Raw genomic sequence first — 16,225 nt, forward strand, 5'->3', positions numbered from 1 at the left:
GAATGGCCCCTCTTTTGAGCGTTTGGCGCAGCCGGGATTTCGGGCATGATCGCCTCAAGCGACAGCCATGGACACCCCGGCGCCCAACCCCTCCATCCCCACCACCGGCCTGATCCTGACCGGCGGCGGTGCCCGCGCGGCCTACCAGGTGGGCGTGCTGGCGGCGATCGCGCAGCTGCGCCGCGATGCCGGGGTCACGGCCGCCAACCCGTTTCCGGTGATTGCCGGCACCTCGGCCGGCGCCATCAATGCCGGCACCCTGGCCTGCCAGGCGGACGACTTCGATGGCGCCGTCGACGGGCTGATGCACATCTGGCAGAACATCCATGTGGACCAGGTCTATGCCGCCGATGCCTTTGGCGTGATACGCACCGGCGCGCGCTGGATGACCATGATGAGCCTGGGCTGGGCGGTGGCGCGCTGGCATCGAAGCAAGCCGCGCAGCCTGCTGGACAACGAGCCGCTCGGCCGGCTGCTGCAGCGCTGGGTGCGGCTGGAGCGGCTGGACGACATGCTGGCGCAGGGCCATCTGCGGGCGCTGGCGGTGAGCGGCTCCAGCTACAGCTCGGGCCAGCATGTCACCTTCTACCAGACCCATGCGGCGCTGCAGCCCTGGATGCGCTCGCAGCGCATCGCCACACCCGCCAAGCTGAGCATCGAGCATCTGCTGGCGTCTTCGGCGATTCCCTTCATCTTCCCGGCCCAGCTGCTCGACCTGGAGGGACAGGCCGAATGGTTTGGCGACGGTTCGATGCGCCAGAGCGCGCCGATCTCGCCGGCCATCCACCTGGGCGCCGAACGCGTGCTGGTGATCGGCGCGGGCCGCATGCATGAGCCGCCCGGGCGGCGCAGCACCCTGGTGGAGGGCCACCCCAGCATGGCGCAGATCGCCGGCCATGCGCTTTCCAACATCTTTCTGGATGCGCTGGCGGTGGACGTGGAGCGCCTGCAACGCATCAACAACACGCTCAGCCTGCTGCCCGCGGCAGCGCGCGAGGCCACGCCGCTGCGGCCGGTCGAGGTGCTGGTGATCGCGCCCAGCCGCCGCATCGACGAACTCGCCGCCGAGCACCAGCACAGCCTGCCGCCGCCGATACGCGCGATGCTGCGCAGCGTGGGCGTGGCCGGCGAGGGCAAGGCCGCCACCGGCTCGGCGCTCACCAGCTATCTGCTGTTCGAGCCCTCGTTCACCGGCGAGCTGATCATGCTGGGCATGTCCGACACCCTGGCCAAGCGTGCCGAGGTGCAGCGCTTCTTCGGCTGGCCGGCGCAGGCGCCCAAGGTCGACCCGCGTTCGATGCGCAAGCGCAGCGCCGGCTTCGCCGAGGCTCAGTCCGCCGCGGTGGCCGAGGCTGCCTGAGCGCCCCAGGCCCGGCCCTGCACGCGCAGGCCCTGGGCCGAGAGCTTGGCGGCCAGCTTGGGGCCGATGCCGGCGACGCGGCGGCGCAGATCCTGCCAGTCCTTGAAGGGGCGCGCCGCCAGCAGGCGCTCGGCCAGATCGGGGCCGATGCCGGTGAGCGACTCCAGCTCGGCGCGGCTGGCGCTGTTGAGCTCCAGCGGGGTCGGGTCTTGCGCCCAGGCAGGCAATGCCAGCAGGGAGGTCAGCAGTGCCAGACGGCGTCTCATGCCTCAGTCCGCAAACTGGGCCTGCACCATGGCGGCGTAGGCGCCATCGCGCGCCACCAGCTCCGCATGGCTGCCGCTCTCCAGCACGCGGCCCTGCTGCAGCACATGGATGCAATCGGCCGAGCGGATGGTGGAGAGGCGGTGCGCGATCACGATCAGGGTCTTGCGGCCCTGCCAGGCCTCGATGGCCTGCTGCACGGCGCGTTCGCTCTCGGTGTCCAGCGCCGAGGTGGCCTCGTCCAGCACCCAGATCGGCGCGTCCTTGTAGAGCGCGCGCGCGATCGCCAGGCGCTGGCGCTGGCCGCCGCTGAGCTTGCTGCCGTTGGCGCCGACGGTGGTGTCCAGCCCCTCGGGCAGGGTCTGCACGAAGTCCCACAGATGGGCGGCGCGCAGCGCCTGCTCCAGCCGGGCCGCATCGCGCGGCTGGGCGTAGGCGATGTTGTCGGCCACCGAGGCGTCGAACAGCACGATGTCCTGCGAAACCACCGCGAACTGGCGGCGCAGGCTGGCGCGCGTGAGCTCGTTGATGGGCGCGCCGTCCAGCAAGACCTGACCCTCGTCGGGCTCGGCAAAACCCAGCAGCAGGTTGACGATGGAGCTCTTGCCCGAGCCCGAGGCGCCCACCAGGGCGGTGGTCTGGCCGGCGGCGAAGCGCAGGTCCAGCGCGTCCAGGGCGGGCTGCTCGGCGCCGGGGTAGCGCAGCGTCACGGCCTGCAGCGCGATCTCGCCGCGGCATTCGGCCAGCGCGCGGCTGCCGCGGTCGTTCTCGGCCGGGATGTCCAGCAGGCTGAGGCTGCCCTGGGCGGTGATGAGCGCATTGGTGATGGGCTGGGCCAGCTCGCTGAGATGGCGCAGGCGCGAGGTCAGCAGCAGCAGGGCGGCGATGAAGGCGGCGAACTCGCCCACGCCGCTCTGGTTCTGGCGCGCCTGCAGCAGCGCCAGGCTCAGGATGACCGACAGCCCGATGCTGGCGATCAGCTGCGAGACCGGTTGGGTGAGCGCGTTGGCGGCCGCGGTCTTGAGGGTGGCGCGCTGCACCTCGCGGGCGCGCGCGGCGAACTGTTCGCGCTCGTGGTCGGCGGCGTCGAAGCTGCGCACCACGCGCCAGGCGCGCGTCAGGTCGTCGACCTTGTTGACCAGCCGGAGCTGCGCGTCGTAGGCCCAACTGCCCATGCGGCGCACGCGCGCGTTGACGCGCTTCACCACCACCGCCATCACCGGGGTGGTGATCATCGACAGCAGCGTCAGCTGCCAGTTCAGCCACAGCAGATAGCCCAGCATGGCCAGCGCCGGCAGGCCGTCGCGCAGCAGCGTGATGAGGGCGCCGCCGAGCTGGGCGACGATCTGCTGCGGGTCGTTCACCACCTTGGTGACGGCGGTGCCCGGCTGCAGGCTGGTGTAGATGCGCGCATCGGCCTTCAGCAAGGCGTTGAGCAGGGCGGCGCGCAGGTCGAACACGGTGCGCGAGACGGTCCAGTTCAGCAGGTACTGGCCCAGAAAGCTGAACAGGCCGCGCGCCGCGAACAGGCCGATCAGCACCACCGGCACCCACCAGACCGAGAAGCTGTTGGCCTTGAAGCCCTCGCCCAGCACGGTCTTGAGCAGCTGCGGTATCAGTGGTTCGGTGCAGGCGGCGCCGATATAGGCCAGGATGGTCAGCACCACGCCCCTGCCATGGGGTTTCAGGTAGACCGCCAGGCGGCGGGCGGTGGCGCTCAGGGGCTCACGGTCGGTGGGAGGCTGACTCATCTCGTTGCAAACGTTGCGAGGGGCCGATTGTCGCCGCTGCGCTGGGCCGAGGCGCCTGCCTATACTGCCCGGCATGTCTGAAAACAACATGGTCGCTGGGAGCCCGGCCGGCGCGCCGCGGCGCGTGCTGCATTTCGTCACCGGCGGTTTTTCCGGGGCCACGCAGGTCGCGCTGGACCTCTGCCTGTCGGCGCAAATGGCCACCCAGATGGAGGTGCTGCTGGTGCTGCGCCGCAAGCGCAACACCGATGCGGCGCGGGTGGAGGCGATCCGTGCGCGCGGCCTGCGCGTGGAGGTCGTGCCGGGCTGGTCGCATCTGGCGACGATCTGGGCGCTGTGGCGGCTGTGCCGCGCCTGGCGGCCCGAGTTGCTGGTGGCGCATGGCTTTCCCGAGCACCTGATCGGCCGCTGGGCCGGGTTGCTGGCCGGCGTGCCCAAGCTGGTGCAGGTGGAGCACAACTCGCGCGAGCGCTACACGCGCTGGAAGCTGGCGCAGGCGCGCTGGCTGGCGGCGCGCAGCGCCAAGCTGGTGGCCGTGTCCGAAGGGGTGAAGGCGGTCCTGCTGAAGTTGGGCATGCCGGCGGACAAGACCATGGCCATACCCAATGGCGTGGACTTGCGGCCATTCGCCGAAGGCGCCGCCAGGCCCTTCGAGGAGCGCGTGGCCGGCATCGTGATGTCGGCCCGCTTTGCGCGCCAGAAGGACCATCTGACGCTGATACGCGCGCTCGGCCTGCTGAAGGGCCGCGGCCTGCGCCTGCCGCTGAAGCTTGCGGGGGCGGGCAAGGCCGCCTACCGCCAGCGCGCCGAGGCCGAGGTCAAGCGCCTGGGCCTGGAGGGGCAGGTGCAGTTCCTGGGCCATTACGGCGGCATGCCCGAGCTGCTGATGTCGCACGCGGTCTGCGTGCTGGCCACCCATTACGAGGGCATGCCGCTGGCCCTGGTGGAGGGCATGGCGGCGGGCTGCGCCTGCATTGCCTCCGACGTGGCGGGCGTGAGCGAGGTGCTGGCGCATGAGCGCAGCGGCCTCTTGGTGCCCGAGGGCGATGCCAAGGCGCTGGCCGATGCGCTGGAGCGCGTGTTCTGCGAGCCGGGGCTGGGCCAGCGGCTGGCGGCCGCGGCGCGCGAGCGCGCCCTTGCCGAACATGGCGTGGAGCTGATGCGCCTGCGCTACCAGGCCCTGCTCACGACGCTTTGAAATAAAGCCACCAGCGCAGCTGCAGCCAGCGCAGCAGGCGGCCGCGCCGCAGATAGGCTTGCAGCAGTTGTTCGGGCGTGAGCGGCGAGCTGGTGCGCCACTGGCGCGCGAAACGCCGCAGCGCCTCGCTCAGGCCCTCCTGCCCAATTCGCCCGAACCTGCTGCGCCGCTTGCTGGCACGCAGAAAGGTGCGGGCGCAGAAATGCGCGATCTCGAAGCGGGTGGCCTCGCTCAGCGCCGGCAGTTCGGCGGCATAGCCGTCCAGCGCGCTCATCCATTCGTCCAGCCTGGCGGCGCTCAGGTTCGCCAGCGCGCTGCCGGCACGTTGCCGGTAGGCGATCCAGACCTCGGGCACATGCACGAAGCGGCGCACTTGCAGGGCCAGGCGCGGATAGACGGCGAGGTCTTCGAACACCTGCCCGACCGGGAAGCGCAGGCCCGCGGGCCAGCTGGCGCGGCGCACGATCTTGGACCAGGGGTGCAACTGCCCGGCCTGAAACAAGCCGCTCAGCAGGGCATCGAGGTCCTCGCCCTGCGCTGCCCCGACGAAGCTGGGGATGTGCTGGTAGCGTGGCTTGGCGGGCTTGCTGCTGCCGTCATCGAAGGCCCGGAAGTCGCACATCACCAAGTCGGGTGCCTGCGGCTGCTCGAGCAGCGCTCGGAGCCGGGGGATCGCGCCGGCTTCCATCAGGTCGTCGGGATCGACGAACCAGAGGTAGTCGCCGCGTGCGGCGTCCAGCAAGGTGTTGCGCGCGGCGCTGACGCCCTGGTTGCTCGCATGCCTGATCAGGCGCACGCGCGCATCCCCGGCCGCCAGCGTCTCGATCAGCGCGGCCGAGCCATCGGGCGAGGCGTCGTCCACGAAGACCAACTCCACGCCCGCATCGGCCTGGTCGAGGATGGAGGCCGCGCAGGCGAGCAGGTAGGACTCGACCCGGTAGACCGGCAGCAGGATGCTGAGCCAGGGCGCCGTCATGCGCGCAAGTCCAGCAGGCGGGCGATGGCGCTGCCGCGCAGCCAGCGGCCCTTGGCCAGGCCGCGCTCCAGCACCTGGCGGTCGCCGCCGCGCAGCTTGATCAGGGCGGGCAGGCGGCGCGGGCAGGGCGTGAGCGCCAGGCGGGCGTAGAGATGGCGCTTGCGCCAACGCAGCGCGTCCAGGTAGGCGAAGGCCGAGTCCTCGGCGCGCAGCAGCGCCAAGCGGTAGATCTGGGGGGAGGCCTGGTGGGCGCGGTCCAGCAGGTCCGAGGCGGCCACATGCATGAGCAGGTAGCGCTGGAAGTCGGGGGTCAGGTCTTGCACCACGCGCGCCAGCCGGCCCTGCGCGCGCAACTCGTCCAGATAGGCTTCGGCGCCCAGATCCAGCGCATGGTCGAAGGCGGCGGCCAGGTCGCGCACAAAGGCGCTGCGGGGCACCGCGGCCATGCACCAGTTCTCGACGATGGGCAACTCGGTGCGGCTGCTGTAGCGCTGGATGTAGAAGCCGGCGTACTCGGCCTGGGCGGCCGCCCGCGCCTCATGCAGCCAGGCCAGGTCGCGCGTCAGCAGGGTGGAGGCGTCCATCCAGATGCCGCCGTGGCGGGCCAGCAATTGCACGCGCAGCCAGTCGGCCTGGCGATAGGGCGGCAGGCTGTCGAAATCCGACCGCAACGCGCTGGCGGGGATCCATTGCAGCAGGCTTTGGCGGTCCAGCAGGCGCAACTCGTGGTCGGGCGCGTGGCGCCGCCAGTTGGCCAGGCATTGCTGGATGAAGGCTGGCGCCGGCGCGGGATGCCAGTAGGTCCAGAGGACCTTGGGTATGTCTGCGGCGGCGCGCGGCGCGGCAGCGCCGACCAGCAGTTCGCGAACCTGCGCCGGGGCCTGCGCGCGCAGGATCTGCCAGCACTCGTGCCCCAGCAGCGCCAGCAGCAGCAGGACCGGCAGCCCCAGCCAGATCATTCGCGCCAGTGCTCGGCGATCCAGTGCGCCGGGCGGGCGTGGCGCCAGTTGCCGTTGTTGCGGCCGGCCAGCGCGTCGGGCGGGTTCATCACGCCGTGGAAGATCAGGATGCGCGCGCCCTTGGGGATGATGGGGTCACGCCAGTAGCTGGTCGGCCAGGCCGGGATGCAGTGGTATTTGTAGCTGGCGCACCAGGACGCGTCCCAATACTTCAGCTTGCCCTGCTTGTGCATCTCGTCGGAGAGGTAGGCCTGTTCGTTGCGCACCTGCTTGCGTATCGCCTCGGCCTCGCGGCGGAACTTGGCCAGCACGTCGGCATGCGCGCCCAACTCGAAGCGGTAGACCGAGCTGTTGCCGGTGATGCGCCAGGGGCGCTTCCAGTCATGGATGATGAGGAACTCGCCCGGCACCTCGAAGAAGGGCGTGATGTCGTCGACGATCACCACGTCCAGATCCAGGAACAGCGCCGTGCCCTTGAGGCCGTGCAGATCTGCTTCAAAGGTGGTGAGCTTGGTCCAGCCGCGCTCCGGGATGCCGGGCGGCAGCTTGAGTTCGGGGATGGGCAGGCATTGCACCTCGGCGCGTATGCCCTCGCTGCGGTCGGTCAGGCAGACGAACTTGAAGGGCCCGCGCAGATGCCGCGCCACCATCGCATAGAGGCGATTGACGTACTCGGGGCCGTACTTGGTGCCCCATTTCATGCACAGGATGACGCGCTCGGTGGCCTTCTTCTCTTGCATCAAAGTTCTTCCACGTGACGCGGTGGGTAGCTGTCCCAGTTCAGGCAGCCGGGGCATTGCCAGAAATAATGCTGGGCTTCGAAGCCGCAGGCGGCGCAGCGGTAGCGCTGCAGCGGCCGGCCGGCACGCTCGATGGCACTGCCCAGCAGGGTGGTCTCTTCATCGCTGAGCTGCGCACCGGACTGCGCCAGCAGCTGGCGTGCGGCCGCTAGGCTGGGGTCCTGGCGCAGATGCGCCAGCAGGCGCTGGCGCTGCGCGTTAGCGGCCGGTTCCAGCTTGGCGATGGCCTGCAGCAGGTGCATGCCGGGGTGGCGCTGGTACTGGGCCTGCAGGGTCTGTAGGGCGGCCGGGGCGGCGTCGCAGGCGAGTGCCGCGCTGGCGTAGTCGCCGGCCACCAGATTGAAGGCCTCGGGGTTGGCGGCCAGCAGCTCGGCATAGGCGGCCATGGCCTGCTGGGGCTGCTCGCGGCGCATCAGCAATTGCCCGGCCAGCACGTGGGCGCGCGCGGCCTGGGGCGCCACCTTGCGGGCCTCGGCCAGCAGGGCCTGCGCCTTGTCGACGTCGCCCTCCTGGTTGCGCGCCTGCGCTTCCAGCGCCAGCTCGCAGAGGTAATGCGCGATGCGCGAGGCGAAGGAGCCCGTGCCCACCTGCTCCAGATGCTTGGCCACCTCGGCGGCCTTGCGCCATTCGCGCGAGCGCTCGTAAAGCGAGAGCAGGGCCAACTCGGCCTCGCTCTCGAAGCTGCTGCCGCGCAGCACCGCAAAAGCCTCCTCGGCGCGGTCGAACAGGCCGGCCTTGTAGAAGTCCTGCGCCAGCGCGTACTGGGCGCGCTCGCGTTCGGCCTTGGGCAGGTCACCGCGCTGCAGGAGGTGCTGGTGCACGCGCACCGCACGCTCGTATTCGCCGCGGCGGCGGAACAGATTGCCCAGCGCGAAGTGCAGTTCGGAGGTGTCGGGGTCGGCCTGCACCGCCTCGATGAAGGCGTCGATGGCCTTGTCCTGCTGCTCGTTGAGCAGCAGATTCAAGCCCTTGAAATAGGCCTTGGGCGCGTCGCGCTGCTCGCGCTTCCACTGGCGCGTGTCGAGCTTGGAGGCCAGCCAGCCGAGGCCGAACACCAGCGGCAGGGCAATCAGCAGCCAGCTGAGATCGAAGCCCATGGTCAAAGACCGTCCCGCACGATCGGGGCGCTGGCGGGGTCAGGTGTTGCCGCGGCGGGCAGATCCAGCGCCACCTGGCGGGCGGCGGCACGGCGGTGGTGCCACCAGGCCGGCACCATGGCCAGCACGCCCAGGGCGCAGCCGAAACCGAAGGCGATCAGCACGATGATGACCAGAGGCGCGCTCCAGGCGCGGCCGAAGAACCAATGCACCACCACCTCCTGGCTGTTGTTCAGCGCGAAGGCGAAGAGGGCAAAGAAGAGGAAGGCCCGGAAGAGCCAGACGAAGAGGCGCATTGGCGTGGATTCTAGAGGCTCGGCAGGCTGCCGAGGCGGCTCAATCCAGCGTGCGCGGGAGGCTGGCGTCGTCCAGCGGCAACTGCTCGTCCACCGCTTCACGCAGGGCCTTGCCCGGCTTGAAATGGGGCACCAGCTTCTCGGGGATCAGCACCTGTTCGCCGCTGCGCGGATTGCGGCCCATGCGGGGCGGGCGGCGGTTGATGGAAAAGCTGCCAAAGCCGCGGATCTCGATGCGGTGGCCGCGGGCCAGGGCATCGGACATCGCGTCCAGTATCGTCTTGACGGCGAACTCGGTGTCGCGCTGGGTGAGCTGGCCAAAGCGCTCTGCCAGATGGGCAACGAGGTCGGAACGTGTCATGACGATCGAATTCTTGAGTGGGAGAGGGAGGGAAGGAAATCAGGCTCGCCCTCGGATGAGTGGCGAGCCTGATCAGGTCACCTGACAGGGGCAGAGGCTACCAGAGCCGCCGCCCCTGCGGAGCAACGATTAGTTGCCGCCTTGATCCAGCTTGGCACGCAGCAGGGCGCCCAGGCTGGTGGTACCGGCGTTCTCACGCTCGCTGGTAGCCGACAGGCGCTGCATCGCTTCTTGCTGGTCGGCGCTGTCCTTGGCCTTGATCGACAGCTGGATGTTGCGCGTCTTGCGGTCGATGTTGACGATCACCGAGGTGACTTCGTCGCCTTCCTTCAGCACGTTGCGGGCGTCTTCCACGCGGTCGCGGGAGATTTCCGAAGCGCGCAGATAGCCGGTCACGTCGTCAGCCAATTCGATCTCGGCGCCACGCGCGTCGACCGTCTTGACCTTGCCGGTCACCGTCATGCCGCGGTCGTTGACCGAGGTGTAGGTGGTGAACGGGTCGCTGTCCAGCTGCTTGATGCCCAGGGAGATGCGCTCGCGCTCCACGTCCACGGCCAGCACGATGGCTTCGACTTCTTGGCCCTTCTTGAAGTTGCGCACGGCAGCTTCGCCAGTCTCTTGCCACGACAGGTCGGACAGGTGCACCAGACCGTCGATGCCTTGAGCCAGGCCAACGAACACGCCGAAGTCGGTGATCGACTTGACGGGGCCCTTGACGCGGTCGCCGCGCTTGACGTTCTCGGCGAACTCTTCCCAAGGATTGGCCTTGCACTGCTTCATGCCCAGGGAGATGCGACGCTTGTCTTCGTCGATTTCCAGGACCATGACTTCGACTTCGTCGCCCAGGGAGACGATCTTCGAAGGTGCCACGTTCTTGTTGGTCCAGTCCATTTCGGACACGTGCACCAGACCTTCGATGCCGGGTTCGATTTCCACGAACGCGCCGTAGTCAGCAATGTTGGTGACCTTGCCGAACAAACGGGTGTTGGTGGGGTAGCGACGTGCCACGCCGAACCAGGGGTCGTCGCCCAGCTGCTTCAGGCCCAGCGAAACGCGGTTCTTCTCGGCGTCGAACTTCAGGACCTTGGCGGTCAGTTCCTGGCCAACCGTCACCACTTCGCTCGGGTGACGCACGCGGCGCCATGCCATGTCGGTGATGTGCAGCAGGCCGTCGATGCCGCCCAGATCCACGAAGGCACCGTATTCGGTGATGTTCTTGACCACGCCCTGGACGATCGCGCCTTCCGACAGCGTTTCCAGCAGCTTGGCGCGCTCTTCGCCCATCGAAGCTTCGACCACGGCACGGCGCGACAACACGACGTTGTTGCGCTTGCGGTCCAGCTTGATGACCTTGAATTCCATGGTCTTACCCTCGTAGGGGCTCATGTCCTTCACCGGGCGGGTGTCGAGCAGCGAACCGGGCAGGAAGGCGCGGATGCCGTTCACCAGGACGGTCAGGCCGCCCTTGACCTTGCCGGACACGGTACCGGTCACGAAGTCGCCCGACTCCAGTGCGGTTTCCAGCGACAGCCACGAGGCCAGACGCTTGGCCTTGTCGCGCGACAGGATGGTGTCGCCGTAGCCGTTTTCGATCGCATCGATCGCCACCGACACGAAGTCGCCGACGTTGACTTCAAGCTCACCTTGGTCGTTCTTGAACTCTTCGATGGGCACGTAGGCTTCAGACTTGAGGCCGGCGTTGACCACCACGAAGCTGTGCTCGACACGCACCACTTCGGCGGAGATGACCTCGCCGGCGCGCATGTCGGAGCGCTGCAGCGATTCCTCGAACATGGCTGCAAACGAGTCCATGGCGGGGGTGGCGTTCTGGGTTTGGGACATGGTATTTCCTGAGCCGTCTGGCAAGGCGTTTGCCCGTCGGCAGTTGCAAGCGAACTTGCGGGTTAAGGTTGTAGAGTTCGCCGCCCTCGATGAGCAGACGCTCGGAGGGAAGGGCGGCGGGCCCGGATGCTGTGCTGATTCAACGCTGTCTCAGAACGGCCTGCGCTCGGCCCACCAAGCCAGCACCAGATCACGAGATTCTTCGATGGTCTGGGCCGAGTTGTCGAGGCTTTGCGCGTCTTGCGCGGGCTTGAGAGGCGAGGCGCTGCGACCCTTGTCGCGCGCGTCACGTGCCTCAAGATCCGCACGCAAGCCTTCCATGCTAGCCGAAATTCCCTTGGAAATCAACTGCTTATAGCGCCGCTCGGCGCGCGTGGCGGCACTCGCGGTGAGGAAGACCTTGAGCGGCGCGTCCGGGAAGACGGTGGAGCCCATGTCGCGGCCATCGGCCACCAGGCCGGGCACGCGGCGGAAGTCCAGCTGCAGCTGGTTCAGCGCGCTGCGCACCTGGGGATGGGCGGCCACCTGCGAGGCCATCAGGCCAGCGGCCTCGGCGCGCAGGGCCTCGGTGATGTCTTCCTCGCCCAGGGTGACGCGGCCCTTGCGGAAATGCAGGTCCATCGCCGGCACGATGGCGGCCACGGCCGCGCCGTCGTCCAGGTCCAGGCCGGCACGGTGCGCGGCCAGGCCGGTGGCGCGGTACAGCATGCCGGAGTCCAGGATTACATAGCCGAGCTCGTGCGCCACCTCGTCGGCCAGCGTGCCCTTGCCGGAGGCGGTGGGGCCGTCGATGGTCAGCACCGGGATGTCCTCGGGGCGCGCCGTCACCACCTCGAACAGGGTCTCGAAATAGTCCGGGAAGGTCTTGGCCACGCAATGCGGCTCGAGGATGCGCACCGGCACGGCCGAGTCGGTGACGAGGCCGTTGAAGGCGGCCAGCGAGAAGCACATCGCGACGCGGTGGTCGTCGTAGGTGTGGATGCTGGCCGGCTTCCAGGCGCGCAAGGGGTGCACGCGCAACCAGTCCTGGCCTTCCTCCACGCTGGCGCCGAGCTTGCGCAGCTCGGTGGCCATGGCGGCGATGCGGTCAGTCTCCTTGACGCGCCAGCTGGCGATGTTGCGCAGGGTGCTGGGGCCATCGGCATAGAGCGCCATCACCGCCAGGGTCATGGCGGCATCGGGAATATGGTTGCAGTCCAGGTCCAGGGCCTTGAGCGGCCAGGCGCCGCGCTTGACCTCCAGGGCATTGGCCTCGGCGCGCACCTCGGCGCCCATCGCCTGGGCGGCCTCGACAAAGCGCACATCGCCCTGCAGCGAGGCACTGCCCACCCCTTCGATGCGGATGGGTGTGTCCGCGGCCGCGATGGCGCCCAGCGCCACGAAGTAGGAGGCCGAGGAGGCGTCGCCCTCCACATGCACCTCGCCGGGCGAGCGATAGCGGCTGCCGGCCGGGATGGTGAAGCGCTGCCAGCCGTCCGCGCGCACCTCGATGCCGAAGCGCTTCAGCAGCTCCAGCGTGATGTGCACATAGGGCTTGGAGATCAGCTCGCCGACCACCTCCACCACAACGTCTTGTTGGGCGACCAGCGGCAGGGCCAGCAGCAGGGCGGTGAGGAATTGGCTGGAGACATCGCCGCGCACGCGCACCGGCTCGGCCAGCCTGAGCCGGCTGGGGCCGCTGAGGCGCAGCGGCGGATAGCCTTCGCTGCCCAGGCAGGCGATCTCGCAACCCAGCTCGCGCAGGGCATCGACCAGATCGCCGATGGGGCGCTCGTGCATGCGCGCCACGCCGGCCAGCTCGAAGGCGCCACCCTGCGTGGCTGCCAGCAGGGCCAGTGCCGCGGTGAGCGGGCGCATCGCGGTGCCGGCATTGCCGAGGAAGAGCTGGGCGTCCTTGTTGACCAGGCGGCCACCGATGCCGGTGACCTTGAGCGGGCCACCCGGCACTTGCTCGAGCTGACAACCCAGCACCTTGAGCGAGGCCAGCATCACCGCGGTGTCGTCGGAATCCAGCAGGTCATGCACCAGGGTCTGGCCCTCGGAGAGGCCGGCCAGCAGCAGTACGCGGTTGGAGATGCTCTTGGAGCCGGGCAGGCGCACGGTGCCGGCGGCTGCGCGCAGGGGCGGCAGGTCGAGGAAGGGGATCTTGAACATGGCGGGGAGAAAGCGGGGTCAGTTGCGGGTGCGGGGCACACCCATCTGCCATTGGCTGCGGCCTTCGGAGGCCTGCCTGAGCAGGGTCTCGAGGCCTTGTGCGTCGTCGTTCTGCATCACCTGCTCCAGCAGGTCCAGCATGTCGCGAAAGCGCTTGGACTGCGCCATCACCTCGGCCTTGTTGGCCAGCAGGATGTCGCGCCAGATCGCGGGATCGCTGGCGGCGATGCGGGTGAAGTCGCGAAAGCCCGGGCCGGCCAGGCTCAGGTAGTCGCGTCCGGCGGGCTGCTTGGCGACGGCGCTGAAATAGGCATAGGCGAGCAGGTGTGGCAGATGGCTGACGGCGGCGAAGGCCGCGTCATGGTTCTGCGGCGTCATCTTCAGCACCTGGCAGCCCAGCGCCGACCAGACGTCGGTGGCCTTCTGCACCAGCGCCGCATTGGTCTGCGGCAGCGGCGTCAGGATGACCTGGCGACCCTGGTAAAGCCCGGCATCGGCGTTCTGCACGCCGGCCGATTCCTTGCCGGCGATCGGGTGCGCCGGCACGAAGGAGCCGAACTGCTTGCCCAGCACGCGGCGCGCGGCCTCGACCACATCGCATTTGGTCGAGCCCACGTCCATGAAGAGCACGCCGGGGTCCACCATGTGCTTGACGGCCTTCAGCGTGGCCTCGGTGGCGGCCACCGGCACGGCCAGCAGCACGATGTCCGAGCCCGAGACGGCCAGCAGGGCCGATTCGGCGGCGATGTCGATCACGCCCAGCTTCTTGGCGGTCTCGGTGGTGGAGGGCGACTTGCTATAGCCCACCACCCGCTTCACCAGCCCGGCCTTCTTGAGTGCAAGCGCGAAGGAGCCGCCCATCAGGCCGCATCCGATCACGCCGAGTTGGTTGAACATGCTCAATCAAGCCTTTACCGGGTAGGTGCCGATCACCTTGTAGAAGGCGCACAACTGGCGCAGCTCGGCCAGCGCCGCCGCCACATGGGGCTGCGAGGGATGGCCCTCCAGGTCGATGTAGAAGTAGTACTCCCATTGGCCGGTGCGCGCCGGGCGCGATTCCAGCCGCGTCATCGACACGCCATGGTTCTTCAGCGGCACCAGCAGGTCGTGCATGGCGCCGGGGCGGTTGGTCACCGAGACGATCAGGCTGGTGCAGTCGCGGCCGGTGGCGGGCGGCACGTCCATGGTCTGCGGCAGGCAGATCACGGCAAAGCGGGTGCGGTTGTAGGCCTCGTCCTGCACCGCATGGGCCACGATGTGCAGGCCGAACAGGGTGGCGGCGCGTTCGCTGGCGATGGCCGCCCATTCCGGGTGCTCGGCCGCCAGGCGTGCGCCCTCGGCATTGCTGGAGACGGCGCGGCGCTCGGCGTCGGGCAGGTGCTTGTTGAGCCAGTTCTGGCATTGCGCCAGCGCCTGCGGATGCGCCAGCACCGCCTTGATGCCGCGCAGCGAGTTGTCCTTGCACAGCAGGTTGTGGCGTATCAGGAGGCTGACCTCGCCGACCACATGCGTCGGCGTGTGCAGGAACAGGTCCAGCGAGCGCGTCACCACGCCCTCGGTCATGTTCTCCACGCCCACCACGCCGTACTGGGCGCTGCCGCTGGCGGTGGCGTGGAAGACCTCGTCGAAGCTGGAGCAGTAGATCAGGTCGGCGGCGCCGCCGAAATACTCGATCGCCGCCTGCTCGCAGAAGGTGCCCACCGGGCCCAGCACGGCCACGCGTTGCGGCGATTCCAGCGCCAGACAGGCCGACATGATCTCGCGCCAGATCGCCGCCACATGCTCGCCCTTGAGCGGGCCGGTGTTGGCCTGCTGGATCTTGGTGATCACCTGGGCCACGCGGTCGGGGCGGAAGAAGGGCGTGCCGTCGCGGCGCTTGATCTCGCCCACCTGCTCGGCCACATGAGCGCGGCGGTTCAGCAGATCGAGCAGCTCTTGATCGAGGGCGTCGATCTGGTCACGCAGTTTCAGCAGGGCCGGGTCGGCGACCGGCAGGGGAGGGTTAGGAGGAGTCGCGGGGGCTCCATCAGCCATGTTGTGCCTCAAAGTCTCTCAGATACGCCGTCAGGGCTTGCACACCCTCGAGCGGCATGGCGTTGTAGATCGATGCACGCATGCCGCCCACCGACTTGTGGCCTTTGAGTTGCAGCAGTCCACGTTCCCTGGCACCGGCCAGGAAGGCGTCGTTCAGACGTTCGTCGCGGAGATAGAACGGTACGTTCATGCGCGAGCGGCAGCTGGCCGCCACGCGGTTTTCAAACAGGTTCGAGCCGTCGAGCGCGTCATACAGCAGTTGCGCCTTGTCGATATTGCGCTGCTCGATCGCGGCCAGGCCGGTCTTGCCGGCGTAGCCGAAGCCCTTCAGCCACTTGAACACCAGGCCGGCCACATAGATGCCAAAGGTGGGCGGGGTGTTGTACATCGACTGGGCCTCGGCCACGGTCTTGTAGTCGAAGGCGCTGGGGCAGATCGGCAGGGCATGGCCCAGCAGATCCTCGCGCACGTAGACGAGGGTGAGGCCGGCCGGGCCGATGTTCTTCTGCGCGCCGCCAAACGCCAGCCCGACGCGCGACCAGTCGATGGGGCGCGATAGCTGGTGCGAGGAGCAGTCGATCACCAGCGGCGCGTCCGAGCCGAGGGCCTTGAGGTCCGGCAGCTCGTGGAACTCCAGCCCATCGATGGTCTCGTTGCTGCAGATGTGCACATAGGCGGCATCAGGGCGCAGCTGCCATTCGGCGGCGGCGGGGATGTGGCGCTGGCCTTCCGAGGCATTGGTGGCGGCGATATGCACATCGGCATAACGCCGCGCTTCCTGGGCGCTCTTCTTCGACCAGGAGCCGCTCACCACCACATCGACCTTGCCGCCGCGCGAGAGGTTCATCGGCACGATGGCGTTCTCGCCCAGGCCGCCGCCCTGCATGAAGAGGATGCGGAAGTTGGCCGGCACCTGCAGCAAGTCGCGCAAATCGGCTTCTGCGGCCTCCGCGATGGAGATGAACTCGCGGCCGCGGTGGCTCATCTCCATCACGCTCATGCCCGAGCCGTGCCAGTCCAGCATTTCCTGCGCCACCTGCGTCAACACCTCTTCGGGCAAGGCGGCCGGGCCGGCGGAAAAATTGAAGGGGCGTGACGTCATGGCGGGACTGCGGGCGGGAACGGATGGGGCG

Annotated in this window: 15 protein-coding genes; 2 read left to right on the plus strand and 13 right to left on the minus strand. The window is 68.6% G+C overall.

From position 1 onward, the window contains the following. Positions 1-67 precede the first annotated feature (67 nt). On the plus strand, positions 68-1,360 hold the full coding sequence (locus AC3WQY_RS16725) for a patatin-like phospholipase family protein (RefSeq protein ID WP_492709702.1): 1,293 nt from the start codon (positions 68-70) through the stop codon (positions 1,358-1,360). Here AC3WQY_RS16725 and AC3WQY_RS16730 read toward each other — a convergent pair. Both AC3WQY_RS16730 and msbA read right to left on the minus strand, forming a co-directional pair. Next, positions 1,330-1,626, minus strand: coding sequence for a ComEA family DNA-binding protein (locus AC3WQY_RS16730; protein WP_492709703.1), 297 nt, complete (start codon positions 1,624-1,626; stop codon positions 1,330-1,332). The genes AC3WQY_RS16725 and AC3WQY_RS16730 overlap by 31 nt on opposite strands. A 3-nt stretch (positions 1,627-1,629) precedes the next feature. Then, positions 1,630-3,375, minus strand: coding sequence for a lipid A export permease/ATP-binding protein MsbA (gene msbA, locus AC3WQY_RS16735; RefSeq protein WP_492709704.1), 1,746 nt, complete (start codon positions 3,373-3,375; stop codon positions 1,630-1,632). Between the two features lie 73 nt (positions 3,376-3,448). On the opposite strand from msbA, the gene AC3WQY_RS16740 reads away from it, so the two are divergent. After that, positions 3,449-4,573: a glycosyltransferase gene (locus AC3WQY_RS16740; RefSeq protein ID WP_492709705.1), complete on the plus strand. Its 1,125-nt coding sequence runs from the start codon at positions 3,449-3,451 to the stop codon at positions 4,571-4,573. Here the strand turns inward: AC3WQY_RS16740 and AC3WQY_RS16745 are convergent. The 11 genes from AC3WQY_RS16745 to serC form a co-directional block, all read right to left on the minus strand. Further along, positions 4,560-5,549: a glycosyltransferase family 2 protein gene (locus AC3WQY_RS16745; RefSeq protein WP_492709706.1), complete on the minus strand. Its 990-nt coding sequence runs from the start codon at positions 5,547-5,549 to the stop codon at positions 4,560-4,562. The two genes, AC3WQY_RS16740 and AC3WQY_RS16745, sit on opposite strands and share 14 nt — an antisense overlap. Next, entirely contained in the window at positions 5,546-6,508 is a 963-nt protein-coding gene (locus AC3WQY_RS16750) for a glycosyltransferase family 32 protein (protein ID WP_492709707.1), read from the minus strand. Before AC3WQY_RS16750 ends, AC3WQY_RS16745 begins: the two co-directional genes overlap by 4 nt. Continuing rightward, positions 6,505-7,248 carry a glycosyltransferase gene (locus AC3WQY_RS16755; RefSeq protein WP_492709708.1) on the minus strand — a complete coding sequence of 248 codons (744 nt, stop codon included), beginning with the start codon at positions 7,246-7,248 and terminating at the stop codon, positions 6,505-6,507. The genes AC3WQY_RS16750 and AC3WQY_RS16755 overlap by 4 nt, the downstream gene beginning before the upstream one ends. Next, complete coding sequence (gene lapB, locus AC3WQY_RS16760; RefSeq protein WP_492709709.1) at positions 7,248-8,405, minus strand: lipopolysaccharide assembly protein LapB; 1,158 nt, start codon at positions 8,403-8,405, stop codon at positions 7,248-7,250. The genes AC3WQY_RS16755 and lapB overlap by 1 nt, the downstream gene beginning before the upstream one ends. A 2-nt stretch (positions 8,406-8,407) precedes the next feature. Beyond that, positions 8,408-8,701 carry a LapA family protein gene (locus AC3WQY_RS16765; RefSeq protein WP_285231821.1) on the minus strand — a complete coding sequence of 98 codons (294 nt, stop codon included), beginning with the start codon at positions 8,699-8,701 and terminating at the stop codon, positions 8,408-8,410. 40 nt (positions 8,702-8,741) lie between these two features. After that, the gene (locus AC3WQY_RS16770) at positions 8,742-9,062 is read right to left on the minus strand and encodes an integration host factor subunit beta (protein WP_285231822.1); all 321 of its coding nucleotides are present in this window, start codon (positions 9,060-9,062) and stop codon (positions 8,742-8,744) included. A 129-nt stretch (positions 9,063-9,191) separates the two neighbouring features. Further along, on the minus strand, positions 9,192-10,904 hold the full coding sequence (gene rpsA / locus AC3WQY_RS16775) for a 30S ribosomal protein S1 (protein ID WP_285231823.1): 1,713 nt from the start codon (positions 10,902-10,904) through the stop codon (positions 9,192-9,194). Between the two features lie 150 nt (positions 10,905-11,054). Next, the gene (locus AC3WQY_RS16780) at positions 11,055-13,058 is read right to left on the minus strand and encodes a bifunctional 3-phosphoshikimate 1-carboxyvinyltransferase/cytidylate kinase (RefSeq protein ID WP_492709710.1); all 2,004 of its coding nucleotides are present in this window, start codon (positions 13,056-13,058) and stop codon (positions 11,055-11,057) included. Positions 13,059-13,076: 18 nt separating this feature from the next. Beyond that, positions 13,077-13,955, minus strand: coding sequence for a prephenate dehydrogenase (locus tag AC3WQY_RS16785; protein ID WP_285231825.1), 879 nt, complete (start codon positions 13,953-13,955; stop codon positions 13,077-13,079). Between the two features lie 6 nt (positions 13,956-13,961). Continuing rightward, a complete protein-coding gene (gene pheA / locus AC3WQY_RS16790; RefSeq protein ID WP_285231826.1) occupies positions 13,962-15,092 on the minus strand; it encodes a prephenate dehydratase in 1,131 nt (376 codons plus the stop codon). Next, the gene (serC, locus tag AC3WQY_RS16795; RefSeq protein WP_492709711.1) at positions 15,085-16,194 is read right to left on the minus strand and encodes a 3-phosphoserine/phosphohydroxythreonine transaminase; all 1,110 of its coding nucleotides are present in this window, start codon (positions 16,192-16,194) and stop codon (positions 15,085-15,087) included. Before serC ends, pheA begins: the two co-directional genes overlap by 8 nt. Positions 16,195-16,225: the final 31 nt, after the last annotated feature.

It is taken from the genome of Roseateles sp. FW301-B2 (assembly GCF_058788955.1).